Genomic DNA, 20,826 nt, shown 5'->3' on the forward strand with positions numbered 1-20,826 from the left:
GTCAATTCTATTTAACACAAACAAATCTAAGCCTTCCATCCTTCATTTCATTCAAGTACCGTTCTAAACTGTCAATTGTCCGTTCTAAGCCTGTCTTTTGCCTATGGCACTTACCACACAAGGTTTGCAGGTTGGTTGGCTCTAATTCCAAATGAGGTGCCAATCTGCGTGGTATGATGTGATCCACAACAGCCCCTTCACTAACAATTTCCCATTGGTCACAAAGTTCACAAACTGGATTTGCTTCAATATAGTGTTTTCTGAGTTTCAGCCAATCTTTTTTCCTGTAAAAGTCTGTATCAAAGCCATAGCCTTTAGGATTCCATTTTTTCATTATTTTAGTGTTTTGAATTTAAATTTTAGTAAATTAACCGCTAACTTTTAGTTTCAAGTTATTACCACCTAATGTTTTGCCAATAATAAAAGTAAATATGAGTTTGTTAAACAGTGCAAAAAATGCAATTAGCCTAAAGTTAAATGATACGGTTTTTTTAACTTTTTTTGGTTCTCTTATAATTTTAAATTGGAAACCGTTATTTTATCTATTTTTTTCTTCCAATAATCCTGGAGAAAGAATTCATTATATTGAAAATTCTATAGTTAACGATACTTTAGGTAATTTGTACACCGCAATTGGAATTACTTTAATATATGGTTTTTGTTACCCAATACTTTTAATTGGATTTAATTATGTTAAAAGTATTTACTTGCAAAGAGAGGAAGTAAATAATGAAAAGATTTATAAGAAAAAGATTAATTCAAATACAGCAATTTTTCAATCTGAATTAGCTAGTAAGGGCGCAAATAAGATTGAAGAGTATAAAGAGATTATTAAAATAAAAGAGGAACGAATTTCAGAATTAGAATCTTCTATAAAAAAATCAAATCAGGATAATCAAAAGAAAGTAAGAGATTATGAAAATACATTGAATCAAGTTAAAGAAAGTAATTCAGTATATTCTGAAAAGATTAATGAATTAGAGCGAGAAAATAATAAACTTAAACAAGAAGTTTTAAATGTTGAATCATATGTTAGTAAATATTCAGGTATTCTTCAAAAGATTTCTTATTTAATATCCTTTGATTATCAAGGAAACATTAATTTCATTTTTAATCATTATTTCAATAGTATTCTAAATAATGAATTTAATAAAGAATATTATAATCGTATTTTAAAATCTGAGGAATTTGAAATTATTTTTAAAGACTATGCGGAACACAATACAGATAGCATTCATAAATTTAATTTTGAAAATATTGTTCCTACCTACCGCCAAAAATTAGAAAGTGAATTGAATATTAATAATGAGAATTTTGAATCAAGTAATTTTTCTAATATTTTATTTCTTTTTCGATTAAAATGGTTGAAAGAAAGATTTGATACGATTGAAAGAGAACTTGTTGAATTGGATAAACCTATTTGAATTTCATAAGAAAAAATTTAATTACGATATAAATTAATTTAATGATATGACACAACTAAAAGAATTCATTGAAGCCTATTCGGATTTACTCAAATCTGATAATGAAATTGTTCACTGTGACAATGATGGAAATATTTATACCACCGTTGAAGAGGCTTACGCTGCCAAAAAAGCTGGTAAGGAAATTGAACTTATAAACCTAAAGGAAACAGCCATTGAGGAATTAAAGGATATTGGGATTAACAAAAATGAAGCCTCTCAAATGGTTCAAATTCTTAATTTTCTTTATAAGGGTAAAAGAGGTAGGAAACCCAAAAAGTAAATTGACCAGCAACAAATAAGGCCATCTTAATTTGATGGCCTGTATTTTAGAGGTTTTTAATAAACATCCAAAGAGAATCACCCATTTGTTGATATCCACTTAAAGCAGGATGAACCCCATTAGACCATCTTTCTATTTGTTCTGTAGTTCTTGAATTCGCTGGAACTAGTGATTTTGGAAAATTAAATTTTCTATCAATGTTGCAATTCATTTGTGCCACAAATATTTTGTTATTTCTATTTTCTATTGTGTCATAATTATCAATTAAAAATGATACCCATTCTTTGTAATGCTCTAAATATTGTTTAAGTATATGGGAATTTGAATATGATACCCCAAAAGCATCTTGACTTATTGCTGGTGGAATAGTAACTAAAATAACAATATTAATATCAGGAACATCATTTCTGATATTTGTTATAAGCGTATCACAATTATTTTTGATTGTATTTAGCTTTGTTTCACTTATAGAATGAAATACGTCATTTATTCCAAGGTGTATTGTGATCAAATCAGTACTTTGTAAAGTGAATGAATTGGTTGTTAAATAATTTGAAAAATCTAATTGATTCGTTGATGAATTCCAAAAGGGACTTTCTGTATTATTTACAAACCAATCAAATGTTTTTCCGGAGTGGCCTTCGTGTTTATTGATTCCGCTTCCTTGTGTTCCTATAAATGTTACCGTTGGATTGGTATTGTAATCAGTTGTAATTGTTGATACATAATTCCCATTGGCTGTTGTTGAATCCCCAATACACAACACTTTTAAACTAGATTGTCCATCATTTATTCCATTGGTAATAACTGTTGTTGTTTTTGTTGCTAATAGTGTTCCTAAATAAAAAACATCTATAGTTAAATTACTATTGGCAGCTGATCCACTTGGTATATATCTCCAACCTCTTTCATAATGATTTCCTAGATTACAGGTTACTTTAATTTTAAGTTGTTCCAATGGAATATTTGAAAATATTACATTTTCCCAAAATATATTCATTTCAACATTTTCAGTTGTATATATATTTGATGGTAAAAGTATTTCGGCTTTGGGTTCAAAGATTTCAGGTAAACCTATTTTTTCCTGAATGTATCCTATGAAAGTATCACTAAAGCCAACAATAGGAATGGAAATAGCGGTTTTAACATAGGTTCTTTCACTGCCCGAAGTTGTAAGCGTTCCCACACTTGTTAAACTTCCATTAGTTACAAACCTTGGCCATCCGTTCCCCTCTGAGGTGGGTAAAATTGATGATGATGAAGCTCCGTATCTATCCACAAATTGATTGCATTGCCAAATAAGAAATAGTTTTTCGCCTGTGGCATTTTCTATTAAATCATCAAATACACAAAGAATATCCTTTGTTTCAAATGGAAGAATTGAAACGTTTAATATTTTGTCTTTTAAAACAGCACCCGTTGCATCACCAACAAAAACCCGAAATCTTATTTTGGTAATTTCCGTGTCCCTTGCCCTAACCTTTACATAAACAGAATTGAAATTTTGAGGCATTCCAATAGCGGTTCCCCATCCTGAAAAGGTGGAAGTTGTATTTAGCCATTGTGCCGAATCTTCATCAAAAGTTGGCGTTATGTCGGTTGAAATTGATTCCTTTATATACGTGTTATCAAATGGTGTATTATCATCCTGATTAAAAACAGGATGTACCATTCCATTAAAATCACTACGCTTTAAAAATGAATCAAGTCCAGTTAACTCAAATGGTTCAAATGATGTTGGGTTAAACCCTCTTTCTATTTGAAAAGTTGAAACATTATTTGTTGTTACCCGAATATATTTTGCGTTGTTTGGTGCAGTACGTGTATTAGATGAACTATTTTCTCCGCTAATAAATACCTTGTTTTCATCGTAAAAAGCGGTTCTATTTCCGTAACTTAAAGAATAGGTTTCTCCCGGTTCCACTTCTATAAAATGGGAAGCCAAATAATTTTCGTTACCGTTCATTACCTCTCCTGTTGTTTCACTGATAAATTTATCCGGTATACTATCAGGATCATTGATATTAAAAAGGTTTTTTCCCGGTACTTTACTAGCTTTTTTGTCTATTTGAGAATTTAAACCTGTTACCGCTTCTGTTAGCTCTGTTTTCTCTGTAAATGATTCTAATCCTTTTATTTCGTACGGCTCCCAAGCTGTTGAAACTGTCCCTTTTTCTAATTGAAATCCAGCCCAAGCCCCCTTGCTTGTTCCACACCTTATAAACACTGCATTATTTGGAATTAAAATTGTTTCTCCTGACGTGTTAATAGTATCGGAACCAGAAATAAAAACCTTTTCACTATCATAAAAAGCACACCAATGTTTAAAATTTACCGTGTAATTTTCACCCCCTTCAACCTGTATATAATTTGTTGCGTTATAGCTTGTATTATAAGCTAAATTTCCATTATTTGGATTAACGTAATAATCTAAAGTGTTATCAGGATCATCTATATTAAACAGGTTCTTTCCTGTAAGTTTATTTGCTTTTCTTTCAACCTCTGAAGACAAATTTTCTAAATCATCTGTCTTTGAATATTCTTGTAAATCTAGCTTAGTTGCATAATTTGAACTTATTACTGTAATTACCTCATTATCTATTAACTGAACGATTACATTAAATTCTTCCATAAAAAAATTAAATTTTGGTTGTTGATTGGAGATTACTAAAAATTATCCTAAAATAGGTTTTAACAACTGATCCATTTTTAAGCTTAACATCACCATAATATTTAGGCAAATACAATAATTGAGTTTGCAAATAGGAAATAGTAAAAACCACCTGATTAGAAGATAAACCAAATGAAATTCCATTCTGTAAATCCAATTTAATTTCTTCTGTTTGTCTGGTTGGATTGCTGGAAATATCTAAATAAACCCCATCATAGTTGTTTTGAATATCTAATGGATTTTCATTTTCATCAAAAAAATTTAATTGAAATGATTTACTATCCCCTCTAGTTATGTTTAATTGTAATTCGGTCATTTTATTTGAAAAAATTATTTTTTAATTTTGAATCAATGATTAAAAAAATTGATTTAGGTAAAAGTGAATTACCGTTACTTTCTAATAATTGATTTCTTATCAATTCTTTGATAGAATTAAATTCACTGTAATTTCTACTTTTAAATAAACATAATGCTGCTAATCCAGATATATGGATTGATTCATTTGAATCAGTTGACTTATTCTTGTAAATCCCATTACTTTCAAAAACACTAAATTCATTTATGTAACTACTGTTTTTAGTAAACAGATAAGCATAAACTTTTAAAAGTAAACTGGTATCATTAATAATATCAAAGTTGTTGGAATCGGATTGTAAACCATAAATCAAACTACCATTTTTAACCAAGTTGTTTTCAATCGATTTTCTTAGCTTTTTGGCAACGTTTAAATCAAATAGCTTTAACCCAAAATAATAAACAATATTGTCAATTGTGCTAATGGTTGAATCAAACCCTAACTTAATTGGATTGTTAAAATAATTGCCATCAATGAAAGTAAACACTCCATCAACAATAGATTTTGCTTTGTTTACTTTACTTTGATTATGCATTTTGTATTTGATATAAAAGTTTAAAGAATAGAAAAGAATTGCATTACTTTTAAAAGTTACATCACCTTGTAAAATTCCATTTTCAATATATTCATTAAACGAACCATCAACATTTTGCAAAGCAAATAATTCATCAACAATGGTATCAGCAATAAATTCATATTCCTTGTTTCCCAATAAACCTATAATGGCAAAGGACAAATCATAAATATTGCTTTGATCACCTGTTAGAAATGAAAGTGGTATTCCATTTGATTTATTGGATTCAATTGCTTCATATACACTTAAGTCAAATGGTTTACTCAATTCAACCAATTCAATGTTGTGCATTTGTTCTTTGTCACTTATTTCAAGTCCTTGTATTTTAAAAGTCCTGTCTATGGATGGATTAAAGATTATGTCATTCAAATCAATCAAATCATCACCAAATATTTCACTTCTAAAAGTAAAGGAGGGTTTGCTATACTGTTCAATAATTCGGTTTGCTGTATGCTGTAAGATTGGCAATTCCTCATTATTCCTGAACCATACATCAGTTAGACTTCCATCTGATTTTTGTAAAGCTCCCAAATCCCTTAAATTCCCATCACCTAAAACAGTTTCAATCGTTTCCAAAACTTTTACATTATCATCTTTAATAATTGATTGATATTCTTTTTCGATTTCCAAAGAAATATTAGGATGATCAATTTCAATTCTTTTGATAGTGTTATTCACCCGATTAATATTGATTTGGTATTTGGTTGGTACATCAGTATGATAGTTTTGAACGTTCCAAAAATGGGGTGCTGAAATATCAAATTTGATTGTTCCTTCATCACCTAAAGAAATGTATTCGCTGTATTCATCATATTGGCCTACCAAAAAAAGAACCCTGTACATATTGAATCTTTTGGTATAGTTGTAATCAGGGTTTTTAAAATTCATCGGTTCTTTTGATTCCTGATTTAGTGTGTATCTTCTGATATACCTTCTAGCTTCTATATAATCAAAGTCCTGTGTATCAGTAATAAAAGGTGTCCAATCAGGTGTATTGGTAGACCATAAGTATAATTGCTCAGTTGGGTAATCAGCCGTATAACTTAATCTTGCTGTCTGGTTTTTTGTCGTGTTGTTTGATTCAATCCGTACATAATGGCCAAAAGTTAGATTTTCAAAAAAGTCCTGTAGCTGCTTTTCAGCCCAATTTTGGTAAATGTCTTCATCAAAAGTTGGGTCTGTTATTCTTTCCGGTGGATGGTCATAATCAACCATTAATTGGGATTCAAAAACAAAATCAATAAACTTGTCAATTCTGCTGGTTTGTAAAGGCAACCTGTTATAATTGACCGTTATGCCAATGTAATCTGATTTACTTGCTGTTTGAGCTTCCCCAATAGTGGCATAAGTGTTGTTTGAATATTCTAGTGTGAAAATGAATCCGTTATTTTCCCTACTGATAAAACCATTGTTACTAAAATATTTATGATTGGATGAATTAATCCAAGCATCATCAAAAAGATTCCCCCCTTTGATTATTGGTTCTTTGGCCTCTTTGTCCTGAATTATTGTAAGTGATTTTTTACCACCTTCTATTTCAATATTTGATGAACCTTCGACAATCTTTAAATTATGATCATCCAAATATTTGGTTTGGCTGATTGAATCAATTCCTAAAAAATTACCTGTTATACCACTGTACTTGTAAAAGTTGAAAGTTTCCAAATTAAAGTTGGTTATTTCCCAACGTCCTTTATTTTGCTTTAAAGTTGCTGCAAAAACTTTCATTAACTCTAGTACCACATCTTCACAATTCCAAGCTTCTTGATTGTCTTGGTATAAGTTATTAATAAAGGCTCTAGTGTTGATATGGGTATTGAATAAAATACCTGTTGAAAATTGATTGGCTTGATAGCTTATATCCAATCCATCATAAATATCTAGTTGTAAACCTATCTTGTCAAAAATAACTTTTAAAACAGAAATGATACTTATTGAATCTTCATAGATGAATTCATCATTTGAATCTTTAAAAGGTATGTCTTTTAAGGTTGTTAAGTAATCAATTGCTTTAATGGATACCTCATAAGGTGGGGTTACAAAATCTTCATTATAATTGTCAGGTACTAAGAATCCATCCCAATAAGCTTCATTTTCCTTTAAAACCTCAATTCTGTATTTCTTTTCCGGGAAATCAGAAAATTCAATGAATTCAAAATTCTTTGTGGAAAGTAAGTTTATCCTGCATTCACTTTGCATTATTGGATTAAATTTCTTTTCCCCTTCACCATACCATTTTATTGTTAAAGGCTCAGAACCAAAGCTTTCTAAGGTGATCAATTCACCATTATAGTTATCTTCTTTTATATAAATTACTGTTTTCCTGTTGTTTATATCTGAATATTCTATTTTGAATTTGTTGTTGTATGCCATTGATTAAAAAATATTATACCCTGCCCCTTTTTTGGTTTTCCTTATTGACTATGTACACCAAATCAGAACCTTCAATTCTAAATTTTCCTCTAAGTTCAGTTGGTTGGTTATTCCTGAATTTCAAATCATTTGAACTGATAATGGTCCCTGATTGGTTAGGCACAAATAATTCAGTTCCTCTTTCACCCACCTTATAAGCTGAACCCATATTTACGGCTCCACCTTCAGCCCTACTACCACCAAAATTATTGGTTGCCATATTTCCAATTGATGATTTAATGAAACCTGCTAAGGCTATTAAAGCAACACCTCCAGCTATTGCAACGGCTGGATTTAAGGATTGTAAAGCTTTCTTTATACCTAAAATGGCAATACCTGCACCGATTGCCATTTTACCAAGTTGTTGCATTACATTGGTCAGGGATTCCAGTAAAACAGTACCAATACTGCTTATATGGGCTGATCCGCTTAACACTTCCCCTAAAGCTGTACTGAATGAAGACAAGCCTTCAGCAATACCCTGATTGATTATGTAGTTGAAACCGTTGCTTAAATCCAATCCTATTTGTTGGAATGATTGGGATAAGGATCTACCAGCCAATTCAATTTCCTTTAATTTCTGGTTGAAATTTGTAAGTTTAATTTCAGGCTCCACCACTGGAACCCCTGAAACAGCTGTTGAAATAGCTCTGTTGGTACCCTTATTATTGACCTGGCTAACTGGTAAAGGCTGTACTGTTTTTGGTTCTAATACCGTTAAAGGTGCAATAGATTCAGTTTCTTTTTTGACCTTTTTAACCTTGGTAATGTATTCATCCAAATACCCGTTTACGGTCTTAAGACCACTGGAAATATTGTCTAATCCGAAGTATCCGGTGACCTTACTAATACCACTAATTACAGTGGAAAATACTGTTAAAATGTTCTTAAAAATGACCTTAAAAAAGGATTGAATGAAATTACCAACTGATTCAAATGCACCTTTAAAATCACCTTTAACCAGCTTAACCGCAACATCTACAAAGGTTCTTAAATAATCAATCACTAAAGTTAAATTGCTAATTATCAGGTCAAAGGCTGTAAAAACAGTGGGCTTTAAAAAATTGAATACCTCAGTTATTTCATTTCCGTATTTATCCCAAACTCTTTTTGATACACTTACGAATTCATTAATAATGTCCTTAATTCCGTTGATAGTGGTATTCCATAATTTCTTTAGGGAATCCAGAAAAGCAACCCCATTACCATTAGTAAAGTAATCAACTATTTCATCCCAATATTTATAGATTAAAAGTGCTGCTGCACCAACTGCCAAACCAATTGCTAATACAGGTGCCGAAATACCTGCTAATAGAGGTGTTAATACCTTTAATGCACCAATACTTGAACTTACAAGTCTTACAATTTGTCCAAGACCTAGAATAAGAGGTGGAACAATAGCAAGGAAAACCCCAAATCCAACCACAATTTCTTTGGTTGAATCATCCAGATTTCTAAACCAATTGGCAACAGCTTTAACCCCATCAGCTAAGGAATAAAACATAGGTGCAAGCTTTTCACCTATTTCAATTTGAATGCTTTCTAAAGCTGATCGCATAGAACGCAAAGCACCACCTAAACCGCTTTCCATTGTTTCAGCCATTGAATGAGCTGAACCTTCACTATTGGCTAATTCTCTTTGGTACCGCCTTAATTCCTCTGATCCAGAATTTAACAATAGGTTTACCCCTCTAATGGATTCCTGTTTGAAAATACCTGCTAAGGCTGAATCCCTCATTTTTCCGGTCATTCCGGTTGTGGCTGCTTCAACATCTTGAATAATATCAACCAGTGACCGCATATTTCCTTCAGCATCATAAAGGCTTACATTCATTCCACCAATGGCAACATTACCATTATCAGAAGCCTTTTTCATATCCCTCATTACAGCGTTTAAGGTTGTTCCAGCCATAGAACCCTTCAAACCACTGTTGGCAAAAACAGCTAATAAGGATATTGAATCTTCAATAGTTTGATTGGCTGAAGCCATATTGGATGAACTGTATTTCATAGCCTCTCCAAGCTGTTCAACACTGGTATTGGCTTTGGCCTGACCTATGGCAAATAAATCACTAACCTTAGAAGTCTGATCGGCTTCAATCTGATAGGCTGACATTACATCAGTTAAAATGTCTGTGGTGGTTGCTAGATTTCCACCTGCAACGGCTGCCAAGTCTAATGAACTGGCTAAGGAATCTTGAATCTGTTTGGTGTTGTATCCAGCCAAAGCCATATATTGCATAGCTTCTGAAACCTCAGTGGCTGAAAATCGAGTGTTACCACCTAATTCTTTGGCCTGATCGTTAAGGGCTTTAAATTCGCTTGTGGTGGCATTGGTTAAAGCTTGAACCCGTAACATACCATCACTGAATTGGGCTGTTGTATGGGTGGCAATACCGCCTAAAATAGACAATGGTAAGCTAACCTTTGAACTGATATCGCTGGCAATCTGATTAAGGTTTCTGGAAAATCTGTTTAAATCTCTTTGAACCCCTCCAATTACTTGTTGAAATTGATTAGCATTACCACCGATACTAACCAGAATTCTACCTACATTATTACTCATTAAAAAATAGTTTTAAAAAATTGGATTAAAGGAAATTCCATTTCTTTTGTAAATCCCTAAATTCCTTTTCTGTTAGTTTTTTGATTTCTTTTTTGCTTTCCCAATTAAAAGGTATTAACTGTTCAATAGATTTGGATTGTGCTTTTTTATCCAAATGAGGTTTGATAGAATAGTAAGATTGAAACCTAGCTAAATTGTATTGGTGTTTTCTTTCATTTTCAAACCCTTTAATAAAAAAATGAAACTCTATTGGGGTCAAATCATAAAAGTCATTTAATGACAAACCAGCTTCAAAAGCCAATTGTAAACTGATATCATCATTTTTATTTTCACTTGTTGAATTCTCAGAAGGTGGATTATTTATTTCCCCTTCTGACTGGTAAAAAAACCACTTACAACTTCCCCACTTTTAGTAAAAAAATCAGTGATATCCATCAAATCCAATATATCTTCAAAAGATTCATAGTTTTTATAAGGCATCTTTTCATTTAAAAATCTATATCCTTCTTTTGCACCTAGGAATAATAAATAACTCAATTCACCTGTTGATAAATCACCCAATTGGCTTAACCCTTTTTTGGTGAATTCCTCAAATTGAATTAAAGTTCTTCTGCTTATCCTTACTGGAATTTTGGTTTCACTGTTTACTTCAAAGTATTTAATCATAATGTTTAATAATTTATATTTAATATTAATTAGGTTTTTATCAATCCATAAAAAAAGGATAACCAAAATTTGATTATCCTTTAAAAAATGAAAACTACAAAAAATGAAAATTATCTTTAAGAAATTGTTTCAAACTCTAAACCTCCATCAACATCAATAGTAAAACTAGCACTTGCAGTTTCATCCATTGAAAAAGACCCACTTGCAGAACTTATAAAACCAGAACCTTTGGCAGTTTTGGAACCTGCAATACTATCACCCATAACAAAATCTATTTTGGTACCATTATAGCACATTTCAAAAATTTCATCTTGTTTTAATGTTCCGGTTGGATCATACAAAGATTCAACAGAAATACTTATTGTTGACCTTGTTGGCATATACCTTCTAACAGGAACGTCATTTGCATCCACTGTTGTTTTAGAAGTGTATTCTCTCATTTCTTTTGTGATTTCTAAACTAGCTGAAGTTTGTCCAGCTAAAACAACTGGTGTACCGGGAGTTTCAGTATTTTCAACCAGCTTTATCAAAATTTTATTGGAATCTGAATTATTCATATATATTAAAAAATTTAAGTCGTAAAAATATTTACCTTTAATTAAAATCCTATCAATTCAATCAGGCATCTTTGGTAAAAACAAAAACATTAAAATTCATTGTTCTAAAATGTACTTCGCTGTTTTCTTGGAATTCATCAGTATAGGAATCAAATCTAATCAAGTCTATTAATATATTGTCATCAATATCCACATAGGTTTTATTGTCAAAAAGAACTTTTAAAACCGAAATAGAATTTACTACATCAGCATAATCTTCAGAAAAAATATTCAATTTTAATAAATAGGTATCTTTTAAACTAGCTGTTTTCTTTGTGGCTTCGGCTTCAACTTGATAAATCTGATATAAAAGAATTGGCAATTTTTTACCATTGCTACCAGTTAAAGGAAAAATATTTCCATTGAAAATATTGTTTACTGGAACAGAATCTTTTAAGGTATCATAAATAATTTGTTCTATACTCATAATGAATTTTGGTTTATGAATTTTCTCAATTCTGTGTTAAAAGCGTCAATAGCATTGGATTTTTTACTTTCAAAAGCTTTTCCTAAAAATGGATTAGGTGTTACTCCTTTTACCTTTTTCACATAAACCATATTTCCACTACTACCCATAAAAGCCAAAACCTTTGCTTTCTTTGGTTCCCGGTCTTCAGTTCCCAATTCAATTAAGTGGTGTGCAGGTGAATCAACCCTAACAAATGCCATCGTTCCACCTGTTCTTTTGGCAGTTCTAATAATGATTCGCTTTTTCATATTACCTGAATCAACAGGAACATTCTTTTTAGCCTCTCTTTTGATTGCATTGGCTCCCTTCCTTACTGCTTTACGAATCACTTGCTTTTCAACATCAGCATTAAGCCTTCTAAGCCTTCTTAATAAATCGGTTGATTCAACATTAAAAGTAATATTTGCCATTATCTATTATTTTTATATTGTGCTGTGATTTCCAAACCTTCCCTATAACCAATTTCTTTAACCCCTTTAATATTATATTCCTTACCTTCAAATTCAATGGTATATGAGGTGTTAATATTGCCATCATAGTAAATTGTAAATATGATGATATCAGATTCAATCAATTGACTATTTTCATATTTTTCCCTGTTTTGCCAATCGTATTTTGAAGCAAAGAAATCTGAATAGTGTTGTTTTACTTTTAAAGGTTGACCAAATTCACCTTTTGAATCCTGCGTGTAATAGATGGATATTTTATATCTTAAATCTGATAATTGAATCATATTAGCTAAACTTTACTTTCCTGTATGGTTGAATTAATCTGTCAATAGTTTTTTCTAAATGAAAAACTGTTTTACCAATAACTATGCTTCCTCTATTCATATACAAATCTGTTAAAAACAGTAATGCTGCCTGTTTGATTGCTTTAGGAATATCATCCTTATCTTCATATCCTTTTTTATAGGTTATTTCAATTCTTGTAAATTCTAAAGGCAATTCACTAAAAACAATGTATTCATCTGAATTGGTGTAAGAAATACCACTTTCAATTAATGTAGTATCATTGTACACTTTAACTTCTTTAACCTGTACAATAGGTGGATTAGGAAATAAGATTGATTCATTCACCTTTACTTTTTCATAGATTGAAAATACATATTCTGTATCCACTAAATCAGAATCTAATTCATTTTCCAATGTATCAGTTACAACATACAATAAGCTATTCAAATACAAATCTTCGTGTGAATGCAATATTCTTAAATGTTCCTTTGCATCCTCTAAGCTAAGAATGGTTTGATTTGATTTTTTAGAAAGTTTTGCTATCATTCTTTTTTGGGTCTACCTCTTTTATAAGTCTTTTTGATTGCTTTTTCTGTATCATTCTTTATAGTTGAAACTTCTAAATCTTCAATGATTTGAATGATATTATGTTTTTGGATATTCGGTAAATCTGATTTGTTGATTTCAATTTCCTGATTTCTAAAATATCCTGATTGTTCGAGTGGTTTTACTATTTTTACTTTCATATAAATAATTAATAGGTTATCAACAAAAAAAGGACAGCCGTTTATGACTATCCTTTGTATTATCTGTTTTAAATTACTTGATTAGGCAATTATGTCTTTAGAAACACTTTTGCCTTCAAAATACATATCTTTTAAATCCCAATAGGAATTAACATTCATAATGGTTTGGCCATCAGCAGCGGCAGTGTAAGGGTCTGTTATGATTTCAATAGTTCCCCAACCAGCAACAACAGCACTAGTAAAATCACCAAATACCATAGCACTTAAATCAGTTCCAGTGCCTTTAGTAAGGTTATTTGGTACCCGATTTGAAACCACATAATCAAAGCCATCAACTTTACCATCAGCTAAAACAAATTTGTCTGAACCACTGGCTTTTTCCAATACTTTCAATGCGCTGTAAACGTCCCAATTTATCAGGAATTTAGCAACATCAGTATCAGCTTCACTTTTACCAACCAATTCAATGAATTCCTGTACTTTGGCATAAGTTAAAGCAGCTCCGTTGGTTCCATTTACCACCCCTTGTACATCAGCAGAAGCCAATAAGTTTTCAACATACTTAGAATCCAAAGCTTTCTGAATGGATTTTTCAATTTCACCCCTGAAATAAGCTTCAACGCTGGCACTAGATTGAATGAATAATTGGTTGGAAACTGGCATTCTTGTTGCTAATCTGTTTGGCCTTAATTCAACCTGTCCAATGGTATGATCTGAACTAACAACAGTTTGATTTTCAGTTCTCCAAGAACTTACAACCGCTCCGCCTTTAGGCATATCCACATTAGATACCAAATTAAGCATCTTAGTTGCCCCTACTTTGTCCAGCAAAGAACCTTCAAATAAGGATTCAATGATAGAAGTTTTGTCAGTTCCTACAAGGTTTCCGCCTTTGGTTCCAGAATCACCGGTAACAGAAAAATCACGTTGGTAATTGGTGGGTATGTAAACAGCATTAGAGTTTAAAGAAACACCTGCGTTTCTCAATTCCTTTTCACCCTCTTTTTGGGCTTCAGCAAATACACCATCAACTTTACCACTTCTAACAGCATTGATATGGCCTAATAAGGAATATCTTTCACCTTTGTTGGTATTAATGTTAGGTACATTAACCCCTTGTGTGGTTGCCATTCTAGCTTCAAAAGCCTCAATCTTTTCAGCATCAGCAATTTTGGTTCTCAATTCCTCAGCTTCATTGAATTTGGTATCAAAGTTTTCTTTTTCTTCATTGGAAAAATCCCTATTTTCCTTTTTAGCTGAATCCAACAACGCTTTAATTTCTTTGTCTAATTCTGCTAATTCTTTTCTCAATTGGATTGATTTTTTCATATATGTTTAAAAAATTTAAATCAAAAAATTATTATTAACCTTAAGTAAAAATGTATCAATTAAACCAATGAGTTTTTGAGTAAATAGTATTTGGCTAAATGACTATAATCAAATTCTCTTTTATCTAGCTGTTTAATGACATCTTCAAAATTTCTTACACTTGTATCTTCATAAGCTGGATTAGTTACCGGACTAACATCATAAATTCCTTTAAAACTTGTAATAGTTCTAATATATTTATCATCTCTTTTTTCCCAACTTTCACCGTTATCATTGACTTTAAAAGCAAAAGAAGATTTAGAAATATTTCCTTTTTGAATATTCCTAAACAAATCTTTATGATAGCTTATTTCCTCATCTATTTCAAATTTGTAATAAAGTCCTGTATCATCAACTTTTAATTCAAGTGTATCAACATCATTGCTTTTTCTGGCTAATACATACAAAGGATTGTGATTAAATAGGGCAACAACATCAGATAAATCAGTTGTATCATTTATGGCTTGTCTGTTTATGGTTTCATAGAATCCACCTAAATCTTTGCTAAGGGTATCGAATTTTAATGCATATCCTTGAATATACTTTGATTCATTTTCCTCTAAGGTTCTAAATTCAATATTTGAAAAAGTTCTAATTTCTTTCATTGTGTTTTTATGTTTTACTTTCATCTAATTCAGCCTTAGCCAAATCTTTATTTACTTTACCTGTCCAAAATTCACCGGATATTCCTAAAGGAATTAAATTAGAGTGAATATAAGCTTCACCATTGTATTCAGTTGGTAAATCTTCCTTATCTCTTATTTCTTTTGGTGTAATGGAACCTAGGTAAAACAATTCTTTATAATATTCAGCCCTACTTTTACTGTCACCTCTTAAAACAGCTTCTACATTAGCCTTAACATAGAAACCATCCAATATTTCATCCTTGGTAAAAAGTTTGTGTTTTAATTCAGATTCAATTTTGGTTATGATTGGTAACAGTGTTTGTTTGTAAAAGTGTAGGTTTTGCAATTCAATATTTGAATAAGTGGTTGAATAATCACCAACAATAAAAGGAGGTACATTTAACATACTAGCAACCTCCGATTTTTCAAATTGTCTACTTTCAAGAAATTTGGTTTGCTCAGGTGACAAATTGATATTGTCTAGCTTCATACCATCTTCTAAGAATAGTATCTTTTTGCCGTTTTTACCACTGAATTTGGTTGACAATTCATTCCTTAACCTGTCCCGTTGCTGATCATTTAAAGCTTTGTCATAGGTAATAGAACCCTTAATACTACTTGCTTCACCTGTATAAACCTGATTGGTATAGCTTGTGGCATTTAGATTGATTTCAATATTCTTCCTGAAATTGCTGATTGGATCAATACCTAAAAATCCGGTACCAATATTCTTAAAATGAATCAAATCTTCATTAGGAATACTTTCACCCTTGTCAAATTTAAAATACAATCTGTTGTTAAAAATGATTGGTTCCACCGTTGAATAATTGATTATAATCAACTGTTCAACATCACCCGTAATACCTCTTACGATTTTGGCAAAGCTATTTCCTTTTAAAAACATTATGAATATCATAGTATTGAAAAATTCAAATGCTGTTTGCAAGTCATTTGATTTTTCTTTAATGATATAATGTATAGGATTCTTTTTCTGTATTTCCTTATTCTGAAAAACTTTAAAAGGTAGACTTGCAATTGTATTTGAAATACTGTTTACACCTTGGTAAAATGCACCAATTGTTAAAGCTGTATTTGCATCTATGATTGTATTATTTGATATATCTTCAATACTTATAATGGAAGGGTTTATTATCACCGAATTGGATAACAAATTTTTAAAAAAACTCATTTACTATTTATTCTTTAATTAAAAAATTATCAATATTGATTTGGTATTAAGAATAGGTCTTACTGTTTGTTACTTCCATATTCTGAAATCTTACTTTTTATCTTATTTAGAACTTCTAAAGGTAAAAGCTTTAAAGCTGTTAGATTTTCAACAATTGAAATTATCTGCTGTCCAACAAATACACCATAAAAAATTGAATACAATGGATAAAATACCACTACAAACATTCCAGCATATTTAAGGATTGAAAGAATTAATAATGCTGATAACATTGTAAACAAGAATCTAGGAAACCTTTTCGATACCAAATTCTTTGTTATTATCGCTTTAATGATACCTGTTAAAAAATCAATTCCGTATAATGCCATTAAAAAATATACACCTATTTCACTTATAAAAAGAAACTTGAAAAGCAAATCTATTGCTAAAATGATTGGTACTATGTATTTTATTACAAATTCGCTGCCTATATTTTTGAATGTTGCTGTTATAAGTTCACTGAAACTACTAAATCCCCACATTACTAATTATTTTACTGTCAAAAAATGAATAGCTTTTCTATTCGTGTTGAATGTTGATTGATATTAAGGTTAGTAGTTGTATTGTATGACCAAATACATTTAAATTCTTTTGGTGCTGAATATTCACTAAAGTAAACTTTGTGGTTTTGATTTGTCATATCCTTAACCCAATCATAAAACTTTAAAGAATCAAACTTTGTCATATATTCTGTTGTGTCCTTATATGGTGGGTCACAATAGATTAGGCTGTTTTTTGGATAATCAATTTCATCATAAGATTTGTTGATGAATTTTACATCTTTCAAATTGGCTATTTGCTTCAACAAGTTCCTTTTAGCCTCATCACAATAGTTTCTTTTGGCTCCTAAGCTGTTGTTTCCTCTGGCATAACCACCAAACCATTTACCACCGAAAGAACAGCCAAAGCCCACAAAACCCACTAATTCAGGTGGGTATTTGCCTTTGTTGTTCCTAATATCTTTGTATTCCTCTAAATCTATTTTGTTTGGTGGAATCCATCCATTTTGTAAAGCCTTATACATTTCAACCAAATAAAAATTGATATCATTGGCTACCCGTTTTCCCTGTACTTTGTCCAAAGTATTGCAACCACCTGCAAAAGGTTCAATGTATATTTGATTTGTATTTTTATCTTTTAATATGATAGGTAAAATGTATTTGGCAATTCGTCTTTTACTGCCTAAGTATTTCATTAAAAAAGTTAAATAAAGAAAAACCCGTTTTCCCGGTAAGGTGATTTTTGATTTTCACCTTCTAAAATTTCATCATTTTTATCCTGCTGATATTGCCCTACTGCCATCACCAAAGAAACAGCACTATCAATTTTTTCCTTTGATTTCTCTTTTGACATTTTCACATTACCTGCATCATCTTTGGTAATTCTGACATTTGAAAGGCACCATTTTAAAACAGGATTATTGTTTTGTAAAAGTTTCTTTTCCAGCACCAATGATTCAGTCTTTTTAATAGCAGGTGACATTGATTTGTAACCCTGTCCGAATGGCGTAAACCTTAAACCTTCTAATTCTAGTTTGGTAACCAATTGATCTGCGCCCCATCTATCATAAGCAATGTTTTGGATTTTAAACCTTTTAGAAAGTTCAATCAGCTTATTAAAAATATAGTCGTCATCTCTTACCCTTGAATCTGTCAGGTAAAGGAAATTTGATTTCTTTTTAGCCCAACCCATAAAAGCTTTACCTGCTGCAATATTGTCTTTTTGGATGGCTGATTCATAGGGTAAAAAAGTGTAATTGAGTGTTTTAAAATTGCCGTTGTCTTGTGGAAATACCAGCACAAAAGCGTTTAAATCTTTGTTATTGGACAAATCCAGACCTCCCCAACATTCCATTCCCTCTAAATCAGTTTCATCATATTCAATATGGCAGGCATTCCAATCAGTGGTATTAATCCAAGCTTCAACACTGTCAACCCAAATATTTAAATGCAATTGCTTATAAGTGTTCAAATAGGTTGGAATGGCCTTAGCCTTATTCAGTTGTTCAATCAAATATTCCTCTTTGATACTTTTACCAAAACTAGGATTGGCTTTAATGGCTGTTTCAATCTTGGTTGGATCGTCTTTTTCATCAGCTTCAAAAATCACTGGTAAGAATGTATCATCTTCAATTATCCCATTTATTAGCTTTTTGGAATAATCGTACAAATCATAACAAATGTGGTTTTTGTTGCTTCCTGCTGTGGTAATGGATATTAAAAGAGGTTGTGACCTGGCACCCATTGAGGTTTTCAGTACATCATACAATTCACTGGATTTATGTGAATGCAATTCATCAACCAAGGCAAATGAAAGGTTGGCACCGTGCAAACTACCAGCTTCAGCACTTACCACTTTAAAAAATGAATTCTCTTTGCTGTATTCAATGGAATTCCTGAAAATCTTCAAATGACTGGAAAGTTCCTTGTTATTCCTGATCATTCCCTGCATTATTTCAAATGCTATCCGGGCTTGTTCCCTTGTACTGGCTGCAAAGTACCCTTCACCACCCTTTTCACCGTCTGCTAGGATCATATAAAGGCTAATAGCACTGGACAAAGTGGACTTGCTGTTCTTGCGTGGAAGGAAAATTAAAGCCTCCCTAAACTTGCGTAAACCTGTTAATTTGGACTTCCAGCCAAACAGGTTACCCACTATTTCCTTTTCCCAATCTTGTAAAATGTAGGGTTTACCGGATAAGTCGCCCTTTACGTGGGTACAGAATGTTTCAATAAATCTAATGGCTCTATCTGAGGTATAGGAATCAGAAAAATATTTTTCCCTATCAATTTTGGAAAAATCAATGGTCATTAAAAAATTAATTATTATTCAAAAAGTCATCTAAGGATTTTTCCTTGAAACCACTTTCAGGAATAACTTTTGCAATCTTTTGTCTTTCGCTTGGATTCAAACCAAACTTACCCATTAAAGTATTATAGTTTTTAAAGGCAATGTTAGCAATGGTAACCCAAGGACTTGTCATTTCATAAGTTGAACCGTTTTTGTTTGTTGCTGTATTGACTGCACCATTCTTTTTAATCATATATTGGGCTTCAATATATTTTCCATATTCAGCCGAAAGCAATTCAAGTGTTTCTAAATCTGTAACTGTTAAAATGCTGGAATCAGAAAGCTTTTTAAGATAGCCTTTAAAGAATTCTTTGCCATATTTGTTTAAATGATCTGGAACAGGTAGTTTTTTAAAATCAGTTACTTTTTCCGGTTGCATATCATTTTCAATTTGTCTACATTTTCTAATTGTTCCTCTTTTTTCTTTTAGTTCTTTTGGTACTAATATATTTGGCATATTTGGATAAATTTTGAATCCCTAGAAACTTATAAATAGGATACATAAAAATTGTGGTATCCATTGCGGTTAAGCTTAAAACCACCTTAAATTTCAAATAGGGGATAGGGTACAAATTCAATTACAAAAAGTTTTCACTTTACAATAATTAGAATCATATCAAAAAAAAAATCCTATCAGTATTTAACCAATAGGATTTCCAAATCTAAATCATTAACCTTATCTATCATTGATAAGTAAATCTTTGTCAACTTAATTTAATATCAGTTTTTCTTTCAGTTCCTTGATACATTTGTAATTGTATTCAATAGCTGTATGGTAAGTAATGTTCAATTTCGTTGCTATCTCTTTATAAGAATAACTTTTAAGATACAAATAGAATACTTTCCATCTTGTAATCTTTTTGTTCACCAAATAATAGTTTTCAAATACATACCTTCTAATCCTAAAAATCATATCTTTATAGGCATCACTATCACATATTGAAATAACTTCCTTTTTTAAATCAACAATGGTTAAGCCTTCCAAACTATTTACATTCCAATTGAAACTTTTATAAAGAGTGGTTGAGTAATTAAAAACAATTCCTTTAATGTAGTTTTTTAATTTATTGTCTAGTGGTTTGTTGATCAAATCTTTGTTGCAAAGAATCAATAATACTTCCTGTTGTACATCAGGAATATCAGGTTTGTTTTTGATTCTTTTACTTATTGTATTCACATAGTTATAAACATCAATATTCACTATCCTTAAAAGTTTGAT

General features: G+C 31.2%; 23 protein-coding genes. 2 read left to right on the forward strand and 21 right to left on the reverse strand.

What is annotated here, in order from left to right:
• Positions 1–7: 7 nt before the first annotated feature.
• Positions 8–334, reverse strand: a complete 327-nt coding sequence (locus tag G9Q97_RS14095; RefSeq protein ID WP_166147873.1) for an HNH endonuclease — start codon at positions 332–334, stop codon at positions 8–10.
• A gap of 97 nt (positions 335–431) precedes the next feature.
• Between G9Q97_RS14095 and G9Q97_RS14100 the strand changes: the two genes are divergently transcribed.
• Together G9Q97_RS14100 and G9Q97_RS14105 are read left to right on the forward strand one after the other, a co-directional pair.
• Complete coding sequence (locus tag G9Q97_RS14100; protein ID WP_166147874.1) at positions 432–1,424, forward strand: hypothetical protein; 993 nt, start codon at positions 432–434, stop codon at positions 1,422–1,424.
• A 46-nt stretch (positions 1,425–1,470) separates the two neighbouring features.
• Positions 1,471–1,746, forward strand: a complete 276-nt coding sequence (locus G9Q97_RS14105; protein WP_166147876.1) for a hypothetical protein — start codon at positions 1,471–1,473, stop codon at positions 1,744–1,746.
• A gap of 46 nt (positions 1,747–1,792) precedes the next feature.
• Here G9Q97_RS14105 and G9Q97_RS14110 read toward each other — a convergent pair whose 3' ends face one another.
• From G9Q97_RS14110 to G9Q97_RS14205, 20 genes are all read right to left on the reverse strand, one after another.
• Positions 1,793–4,378 carry an SGNH/GDSL hydrolase family protein gene (locus tag G9Q97_RS14110; RefSeq protein ID WP_166147878.1) on the reverse strand — a complete coding sequence of 862 codons (2,586 nt, stop codon included), beginning with the start codon at positions 4,376–4,378 and terminating at the stop codon, positions 1,793–1,795.
• A 7-nt stretch (positions 4,379–4,385) separates the two neighbouring features.
• On the reverse strand, positions 4,386–4,733 hold the full coding sequence (locus tag G9Q97_RS14115; protein WP_166147880.1) for a hypothetical protein: 348 nt from the start codon (positions 4,731–4,733) through the stop codon (positions 4,386–4,388).
• Position 4,734: 1 nt separating this feature from the next.
• A complete protein-coding gene (locus tag G9Q97_RS14120) occupies positions 4,735–7,719 on the reverse strand; it encodes an HAD family hydrolase (RefSeq protein WP_166147882.1) in 2,985 nt (994 codons plus the stop codon).
• A 13-nt stretch (positions 7,720–7,732) separates the two neighbouring features.
• Positions 7,733–10,324: a phage tail tape measure protein gene (locus G9Q97_RS14125; protein ID WP_166147884.1), complete on the reverse strand. Its 2,592-nt coding sequence runs from the start codon at positions 10,322–10,324 to the stop codon at positions 7,733–7,735.
• A 25-nt stretch (positions 10,325–10,349) separates the two neighbouring features.
• Positions 10,350–10,625, reverse strand: coding sequence for a hypothetical protein (locus G9Q97_RS14130; protein ID WP_166147886.1), 276 nt, complete (start codon positions 10,623–10,625; stop codon positions 10,350–10,352).
• 59 nt (positions 10,626–10,684) lie between these two features.
• On the reverse strand, positions 10,685–10,990 hold the full coding sequence (locus tag G9Q97_RS14135) for a hypothetical protein (RefSeq protein ID WP_166147887.1): 306 nt from the start codon (positions 10,988–10,990) through the stop codon (positions 10,685–10,687).
• A gap of 116 nt (positions 10,991–11,106) precedes the next feature.
• Complete coding sequence (locus G9Q97_RS14140) at positions 11,107–11,547, reverse strand: phage tail tube protein (protein ID WP_166147889.1); 441 nt, start codon at positions 11,545–11,547, stop codon at positions 11,107–11,109.
• Positions 11,548–11,608: 61 nt separating this feature from the next.
• Positions 11,609–12,013: a hypothetical protein gene (locus tag G9Q97_RS14145; RefSeq protein WP_166147891.1), complete on the reverse strand. Its 405-nt coding sequence runs from the start codon at positions 12,011–12,013 to the stop codon at positions 11,609–11,611.
• Complete coding sequence (locus tag G9Q97_RS14150) at positions 12,010–12,465, reverse strand: HK97-gp10 family putative phage morphogenesis protein (RefSeq protein WP_166147892.1); 456 nt, start codon at positions 12,463–12,465, stop codon at positions 12,010–12,012. The genes G9Q97_RS14145 and G9Q97_RS14150 overlap by 4 nt, the downstream gene beginning before the upstream one ends.
• On the reverse strand, positions 12,465–12,788 hold the full coding sequence (locus G9Q97_RS14155; protein WP_166147894.1) for a head-tail adaptor protein: 324 nt from the start codon (positions 12,786–12,788) through the stop codon (positions 12,465–12,467). The genes G9Q97_RS14150 and G9Q97_RS14155 overlap by 1 nt, the downstream gene beginning before the upstream one ends.
• A 1-nt stretch (position 12,789) precedes the next feature.
• Positions 12,790–13,335: a head-tail connector protein gene (locus G9Q97_RS14160; protein ID WP_166147896.1), complete on the reverse strand. Its 546-nt coding sequence runs from the start codon at positions 13,333–13,335 to the stop codon at positions 12,790–12,792.
• Positions 13,332–13,535 carry a hypothetical protein gene (locus G9Q97_RS14165; protein WP_166147898.1) on the reverse strand — a complete coding sequence of 68 codons (204 nt, stop codon included), beginning with the start codon at positions 13,533–13,535 and terminating at the stop codon, positions 13,332–13,334. Before G9Q97_RS14165 ends, G9Q97_RS14160 begins: the two co-directional genes overlap by 4 nt.
• 81 nt (positions 13,536–13,616) lie before the next feature.
• Complete coding sequence (locus G9Q97_RS14170; RefSeq protein ID WP_166147900.1) at positions 13,617–14,864, reverse strand: phage major capsid protein; 1,248 nt, start codon at positions 14,862–14,864, stop codon at positions 13,617–13,619.
• Positions 14,865–14,923: 59 nt separating this feature from the next.
• The gene (locus G9Q97_RS14175; protein WP_166147902.1) at positions 14,924–15,508 is read right to left on the reverse strand and encodes an HK97 family phage prohead protease; all 585 of its coding nucleotides are present in this window, start codon (positions 15,506–15,508) and stop codon (positions 14,924–14,926) included.
• 7 nt (positions 15,509–15,515) lie between these two features.
• Positions 15,516–16,718, reverse strand: a complete 1,203-nt coding sequence (locus tag G9Q97_RS14180) for a phage portal protein (protein WP_166147903.1) — start codon at positions 16,716–16,718, stop codon at positions 15,516–15,518.
• 59 nt (positions 16,719–16,777) lie between these two features.
• The gene (locus G9Q97_RS14185) at positions 16,778–17,239 is read right to left on the reverse strand and encodes a phage holin family protein (protein WP_166147905.1); all 462 of its coding nucleotides are present in this window, start codon (positions 17,237–17,239) and stop codon (positions 16,778–16,780) included.
• A gap of 17 nt (positions 17,240–17,256) precedes the next feature.
• Positions 17,257–17,952, reverse strand: coding sequence for a DNA adenine methylase (locus tag G9Q97_RS14190; protein ID WP_166147907.1), 696 nt, complete (start codon positions 17,950–17,952; stop codon positions 17,257–17,259).
• Positions 17,953–17,960: 8 nt separating this feature from the next.
• Positions 17,961–19,568: a terminase large subunit gene (locus tag G9Q97_RS14195; RefSeq protein ID WP_166147909.1), complete on the reverse strand. Its 1,608-nt coding sequence runs from the start codon at positions 19,566–19,568 to the stop codon at positions 17,961–17,963.
• A 7-nt stretch (positions 19,569–19,575) separates the two neighbouring features.
• Positions 19,576–20,064: a phage terminase small subunit P27 family gene (locus G9Q97_RS14200; protein ID WP_166147910.1), complete on the reverse strand. Its 489-nt coding sequence runs from the start codon at positions 20,062–20,064 to the stop codon at positions 19,576–19,578.
• Between the two features lie 252 nt (positions 20,065–20,316).
• A complete protein-coding gene (locus G9Q97_RS14205; protein WP_166147912.1) occupies positions 20,317–20,808 on the reverse strand; it encodes a sigma-70 family RNA polymerase sigma factor in 492 nt (163 codons plus the stop codon).
• Between the last annotated feature and the right edge of the window lie 18 nt (positions 20,809–20,826).

This window comes from Cyclobacterium plantarum (assembly GCF_011290685.1).
Classification (GTDB): Bacteria; Bacteroidota; Bacteroidia; order Cytophagales; family Cyclobacteriaceae; genus Cyclobacterium; species Cyclobacterium plantarum.